This is a genomic window from Evtepia gabavorous (genome assembly GCF_003425665.1).
Lineage (GTDB): Bacteria > Bacillota > Clostridia > Oscillospirales > Oscillospiraceae > Evtepia > Evtepia gabavorous.
Genome location: NZ_QQRQ01000048.1, coordinates 1 through 7,373 on the forward strand (window position 1 = coordinate 1; position 7,373 = coordinate 7,373).

Here is a 7,373-nt window from a genome sequence, read left to right on the forward strand (position 1 = left end):
CGCCCCGGCGCCCATGACCATGACAGACAGCATCACAGCCACACAGAGCACCAGGCTCAGAACCTTCTTCTGAGGGAACTCCTTATCCTCCAATGCTTTGCCTAGCAATTTCCCACGGATTTTACACGGAACTCCCACGGCGTTAGAACTAAAATAAGAGGATATGTGTTGTACATAAGGAGCAAAATTTTCCATTTCTCAAAATTCATTTTGTCCGTCTGACGAAGCCTTTTATATACGCCTACCCTATCATTTCAGCGACAGGATAGGGGTTGTTTTCTCTGTTCTTATCCCGTATAATAAATAATATTAGACAATGTGAGTCAGGAGGAAAATGACCATGGCCAGATGCAAGTCCTGCGGGGTAGAACTACGCACGGGGGCGCGGTTCTGCGATATGTGTGGCGCAAAAGTGGAAAAAATCTGTCCCAACTGTGGAGAAGTGTTGCGGGCACAAGCCAAGTTTTGCGATTTATGTGGAGAGAAGCTCCCTCTTGCACAGTTGATCTCTCGGCCGAAAGTCCATGGTGATATCTGCGCTGGACGCCTCCATACCGTAGCTCTGAAGGAAGATGGAACCCTCCTGGCCACAGGAGATAATCAGTTTGGTCAATGTGACGTAGCGGATTGGACGGATGTTGTTGCTGTGGCGGCTGGAAAATATCATACTGTGGCAGTGCGCTCTGACGGAACTGCATTGGCAACAGGAGACCGTACGTATGGCCAATGTGACATAGGAGATTGGACAGATATTGTTGCCGTAGCAGCCGGAGACAGCCATACTGTTGGTCTCCGGACAGACGGCACCGTGATTGCGGCTGGCCGGGATTCTTCTGGAAAGTGCGCGTTAGGAAACTGGAAAAATATCATCGCCGTAGCAGCTGGTATGGATCACACGTTGGGCCTGTGTCAGGACGGCACCGTTTTGGCTGCGGGGGAGGGCCTTTTTGGTTCCTGCGCGGTTAGTAAGTGGAATCATATCACATTCATTGCCGCAGGCCATATTCACACCATTGGGATCAATCAGATGGGCCGTATCCAAGAGGCGGATGGCTTTGCAGCTCCCGGTGTCATGGACTGGAGCGATATTTCTCGGGTGGCAGTCAGCCCATTTCATACAGTTGGGCTGAAAAAAGATGGCACTGTTTTGGCATCCGGCGATATTCAGTATGGACAATGCCAAGTCGAGACTTGGTCTCACATCACCAATGTGGCTGCAGGAGAGCGCCACACCGTTGGCTTAAAAGAAGATGGCACTGTCATTGCGACCGGAGACAACGAGGCTAACCAGTGTGCCGTTGATGGGTGGCGTCTTTGGGAAGAATACTAAAAACTTAGAAATCATCCCGTTATGGAATTCTCCCATAACGGGATGATTGTTTAAAAAATAGAAATAATTGCGTGGGAACGCCGTGGAAAATCTGTGGGAAATTGCGGAGCAAAGCATTGAGGAATAAGGAGTTCCCCCAGAAGAAGGTTCTGAGCCTGGTGCTCTGTGTGGCTGTGATGCTGTCTGTCATGGTCATGGGCGCCGGGGCGGCGTTCTCGGATCAGGACAAGATCGAGAACAAAGAAGCCGTTGATATGTGCGCGGCACTGAATATCATCGGCGGGTATCCTGACGGGTCCTATAAGCCCGAAGGGAACATTAAGCGGTCCGAGATCTGCAAGATGATCTGCGTGGCCCTGAACGGCGGCGAGGAGCCCACCCTGGGCACACCTGCCACCCCCACATTCTCCGACGTGCGCAACACCCCCAACGCTGCTTGGGCGGAGAAGTACATTGAGTCCTGCGTGTCCCAGGGCATCGTGTCCGGCGTGGGCGGCGGCCGGTTCAGCCCCAACGGCAATGTGACTGCCAGCCAGCTGTCCAAGATGCTGCTGGTCAGCCTGGGTTACGATTCCGACATTGAAGGTTACACCGGCAATGCTTGGGACATGAATGTCAACGTTCGTGCTACCCAGGTTGGCCTGTACAAGGGCCTGGAAGGCGTGGATGTCTCTGCCGCTCTGACCCGCGACACCGCAGCACAGATGGTATGGAATGCGTTGCAGGCCAAGGAAGTTGGCTATGAGTACACGCTCGTGTCTGAGAATGGTCAGCTGGTTTCCAAAACAGAGCTGGTCCCTAAGGCTACCACTTTGTTGGAATCTAAGTATGAGGGCAAGATCGTCGAAGGCACCTTGAGCCAGTTTAGCTACAACACCAACAAGGAAGAGTGGACTTATGAGATTGCTGTTTCCACAAGCGACACGGTTCAAGTAAAGAGCACACAGGACTTCACCGCTCTGATGGGCCAGATTGTGAAGGCTGTCTATGACAACAATACCACCGGCAAAATCAAGGACGCCTATGGCATCTTTGCGACGGACAGTGAAGTTGTCCTCACGGCCCGTTTTGGCGACCTGCCCAAGATGACTACTGCGACGGACACCTCCTTCAAAGTGGACGGCGTCACCTACAAGCTGGACAAGGCGCTGAATGAAACGCCCGTGATGCAGTTTACCGCGAATAACAATACCAAATATGAGGCTGAAACTCTGTATGCGGTTGCTGGCGGTGACACCGTAAAGTATGACGCGCAGACGTTCACTGCGGTTGACAAAGACGGCAACGGCAAGATCGACTTCTTTTCTGTGGCCCCCTTCCAGGTGCTGAAGGTGAACTACGTCAACAAGACCGAGTTCCGTCTTTCCAACAACATGAAGTACACCATTGAGGACGTGAACGTCTATGACGGCATCGCCAAGGACGACTATGTTGTCTACACCGCAGCCGCCAACACGGCCACCGACACCGACACCTTCGTGAAGGCCGACATGATCAGCGGCAAGATCACCCAGAAGGACGGCAACGATGTCTACGTGGATGGCAACTGGTACACCTTGGATGCCAGTTACAAAGACGAAGGCAACACCGGCTCCGTTGGAACCGTGCTGGCAGATGCCGTTGTGGTCAACGGGTACCTCTTCTATGCCGACGAGTCCGGTGCCACCAATGTTGAGGACTATGTCGTGGTCGTGAGCGATGTGGAATCCAGCTTTGGCCAGGATCAGGTCAAGCTGCTCTTCTCTGACGGCACCAAGAAGGTCGTTGATTTGGCGAAGGTGGGAGGTGAATCCCAGTCGCTTACGGTGGGCTCCCTCTACACCTATGACACCAACAAGGACGGCGAGTACACCCTGACTACCGCTTCTGTTGTCGGCACTGGCTTCGACAAGGCTGCTAACAATGGTCAGGTGAAAGCCCAGAGCAGCAGTTCTTCCAAGGCTGGTTACATTGACAACTATGCTATTGCGGATGACGCTGTGATCTTCGTCAAATACAACACCAACGACTACAAGGTCATCTCAGGTGCAACCATGAAGACGATGACGGCAACTCAGTTCACTGCGGTGAGCTTCTACCTGGCCACCGACAATTCCAACACCGGTGTAGGCGACGTCAATATGGCGTATGTTACTTCTAACGCCACGACAATTAAGGGCGGCGACACGTTCTATGGATTCGTTACCTCCTCCATCGAGACCGAGAATGAGGACGGAGATAAGATCCTGTCTGTCACCCTGTGGACCGCTGAAGGCGAGAAGAAGCTGAATACCGTAAAAGTCACGGGCAGCAGCCTGGATGCCCTGACGACCGGCGCTGTGGTCTCCTATGACCTGGACAGCGATGGAAACATCGACACGGCGGAGGCTGTCGGCGAACCCGCTGCCATTACTTCTTGGGACGGCAACGCGATGACCTTCGCTGGCGATGCCAAACGGCATGAGATGAGCGACGACGTGGAGTACATCTTCATCGATGACAGCGAGGATGTGGGTGCGGACGGTCTGACCAGCAAAGATATTGCTCTGGCTGACGAGCCCTCTGAAGGCGCCTTTACCAGCAACGCTTATATCCTGACTGATGACAGTGGTGATGTTGTACTGGTTGTCTATGATGTGGACAACGAAGTGGATGCCAAAGAAACTTTTTTGACGGGGATCAAGAGTGACCAAGATGTGAAGAATGCGGCTGATGGCGTGTATACCCCGACGGAGAAGGAGTTCGCTGCGAGTGGGAACATCACTGGCGAAGCGCAGGATAACCGTATCATCAAGTTCTCTGCCCCCGAGGAGGCTACCTACACTCTGACTATCGTCAATAGCGAAGGAGAGCAGGTCTATACGGAGACTTCTGGGAAGATGGAAGTTGGTCCTCATTTCTTCTATATTTGTGTAAATGGTGCCAGCACGAGTGCTCCCAATGCTGGAGATGGAACATACAAGACGGAGAGCTTTGCAAAAGGTTCTTACAATGTAACCGTCACCACTGGTACGGGAGACAATGTAAAAACAGTCCTGACGGGTTCGTTTACCGTTTGAGCACATCGAACAATGTAAATACCGAATAAAAAAGTACCATCCCCCGGAAATCCCGGGGGATGGTACTTTTTATGTATCTCACCAAACATTGTTGGATCAACACAGCGGTGCACAGATCAATAGATCACAGCCAGAACTTCGTGGTCAACAGTATCCACAACAGCGCGTACCGTTTCGCCCTTCTGGATTGCATCAATGCTTTCCGCATCACCGGAAACGGGGATAAAGATGGTGTCACTGGTGACGAAGTAATTGGTACCGTTCAGGCCAAGCATGCTGTTGTACAGTGCAGATGTGACCGTGTACTGAGCGGCAGGAGAATAGTCCTTAACATCAATCAGGGTGGTGCCGTCCACGATGAGCTGATAGATGCCTTCCTCCTTCAGCGCATGGTACAGCCGCATCAGGTCGGCGTCATTTTCCCTTGCGTATTCCTTGCTGGTCAGCGTGACTGTCTCTCCAGCGGCCAGAATAACATCCACGGTCAGGACATACTTACCGTCGCTGGTCTCGCTGACGATGCGGTTGGGGTTGCCGTCCACATAGGCATAGACCAGGGTTTCGTCCAGGTTGTCCTCCACAGAGATGTACGCCAGGTCAACCCAGATGTTTCCATTCTTCTGGTTGCCGCCGGTAAAGGCCCACTGAACATTTGCTTCCTCATAGCCTTCCAGATCGGAGCCCTTCACAACCTGATAGGTGTCCATCTTGTTGTTGTACATGAAGACGACAGCATCGTCCTCGATGTAGTACTTGTCGGAACCGGGATTGCCGTTGGCGTAGTTATAGAAGTAGTTCTGGGTATCGTCCACAAACATGTTTGCAACACCAGCGTTAACGGATTTCCAAGAGCCAACCGTCGGCTCCCAAGTGGCTGTCACAATGTAGCTGTAATCACCAGCATTAGCGCCCGCGTCTATTGTAACGATAGCACCTTCCGCGTGAGGGGCATCCGCACTGGCAAGCAGTTTGGGGGAATAGTAGTCATCTGCCAAATCGAAGGGGGTGCCATGATCGTTATAGCTGAACGTATAATACGTATCTTCGGTCGGCGATTGAGAGATAGAAATAGTCAGGTTTGCACTGGGATCATTCGGAGCTTTTGCAGGCTGCACATCATACTTCCAGTAGCCAGGCTGGGTCACAACGTACTTCTGCGCATCGTTCAGGGTCGCGCCGGTCTTATATGCCTGCTGTACGTCAAAATTGGTGCCCTCGGCGGGAGCAGCAGTGCCTTCGGCTACAGGGATCAGCTCATAATATTCCTTGTCCACCACGCGATAGGTGTACAGAGAGCCCACAGTGGGCTGCTTGCCATCCACATCGACCGTCTTGGTGGTGCCGTCGGTGAACAGCAGCTCGGTCTCCCAAACCTTGTCTGCACCCGCAGGAGTTGCAGCGGTTTTGGTGGCGACAACGTACTCATCCAGCACGGGGCCGACATTGTTGCCATCCACGATGAACAGGTAACCGTTGACTTCCACAAAGCTGTAGGTATCTTTCAGAGAGATGCTGGAGATGGGGACCACCTTGTCCAGCAGACTGCCATTGTACTCCGTGTCGCCCAGGGTCACCAGCCGGTCGGCTGTGTTCAGGCTGTTGGCCACGTCAGACTGGATCTCCAGAACAGTGTAGGTGTCCACACCGGTGGCAGTGTACTGGCTGGGAACCGCCATGACATAGCCGTCCCGCTCCACAGTGCCGTTGACAATGACGTCGGTATACTCCACCTTGTTGGCCGTGTTGCCCTTCAGACCCAGGCTGCCCAGGATATACGCATCCTGCGCATTGGCATCTACGGTCATGCGGGCATCGTCCCGGGCAATCATGTTGGTCCGGAAGGAATCAGCCACCACATTGGTGGTCTTCAGGACCGCATAGGGATAGACAACGACCACATCGATGTCGCCGCCGCCATCCTGGTCGATGCCGGCAAAGGCATACTGATCGTAGATGGTGTGTCTGGCGCCAGCACCGGGGAAGCCCCAGAAACCCTGCTCGCCATACTGGTTATAGCCGCAGGCGATGCTCCAGAAGGTATCCCAATCCTTGGCCGTGTTGTCCAGGCGGTAGGTCTCGCCATTGACCTCAATGGTGTTGAAGTGGTCGTTTTTGTCTCCCATGTCGCTGATATCGCCAATGTTGGCGCTTACCACAACGCCGCCCTTGTTGATCCGGACCAGCAGCGCCTCGTCGTCCTTGGCCAGCACGGTCACATTCATGGCGAAGAGAGCAGAGAAGTCCTGGGTGGTGGTGTACTCCTTGCCATCAACGGTGTAGGTGTACTCTTCGGTGTCCACGTTGTAATCAATGGCAGTCAGGATACCCTCCACGGTGTATGCGTTGTAGACCTTCTCCAGCAGGGTCTTGCCCCACTCAATGGCACCGGTGGAATCGGTCAAATACTTCACTGTCTTGGCCTGAAGCGCATTCCAGAACATCTGAGCAGCGTCATCACGGGTCAGCGCAGCAGACATGTCCACATCCTCTAACTCTTTGTAGAGGCCGGCATTGACAGCGTCCGTGTTCACGTTTACAGTCCAGGCGTCGCTGTCCTGATAGCCTTCAGTTACAGCGTTGTAGCCCAGGGAGACCAGCAGCATCTTGGCCAACTGGGTCCCGGTTACACTGCTGGCGGGTGCGAAGCGATTACCGCCCACACCGGAGACAATACCCTGGGCTGTGCAGTACTCGATGTACTTATTGGCCCAGGCATCGGCGGTGTTCAGCACGTCGGTGTAGGAAGAAGTAGAAGTTTCCTGCACAGAGTCTCTTCCTCCATTCAGCATGGCGCTGATCATTTTAACGGCTTCTCCGCGCTCAATGTTTCGTTCGGGGTGATAGCTTCCATCCTCGAACCCGTCGATAATGTCCAGCGCGGCGCACATATCGACGGCCTCGGTGTTCTCGATCTTGTCCTGATCCGAGAACGCCGCCCCGGCGCCCATGACCATGACAGACAGCATCACAGCCACACAGAGCACCAGGCTCAGAACCTTCTTCTG

The 7,373-nt window shown here is 53.5% G+C and carries 3 protein-coding genes; 2 read left to right on the forward strand and 1 reads right to left on the reverse strand.

Annotated elements, in window-relative coordinates; translation table 11 throughout:
* Positions 1 to 340: 340 nt before the first annotated feature.
* Positions 341 to 1,330 carry a zinc-ribbon domain-containing protein gene (locus tag DV520_RS11890; RefSeq protein ID WP_242984704.1) on the forward strand — a complete coding sequence of 330 codons (990 nt, stop codon included), beginning with the start codon at positions 341 to 343 and terminating at the stop codon, positions 1,328 to 1,330.
* Positions 1,331 to 1,446: 116 nt separating this feature from the next.
* Positions 1,447 to 4,368: an S-layer homology domain-containing protein gene (locus DV520_RS11895; RefSeq protein ID WP_117143004.1), complete on the forward strand. Its 2,922-nt coding sequence runs from the start codon at positions 1,447 to 1,449 to the stop codon at positions 4,366 to 4,368.
* 116 nt (positions 4,369 to 4,484) lie between these two features.
* Here the strand turns inward: DV520_RS11895 and DV520_RS11900 are convergent.
* On the reverse strand, positions 4,485 to 7,373 hold a 2,889-nt coding region (locus DV520_RS11900), incomplete at its 5' end, for an S-layer homology domain-containing protein (RefSeq protein WP_133308871.1).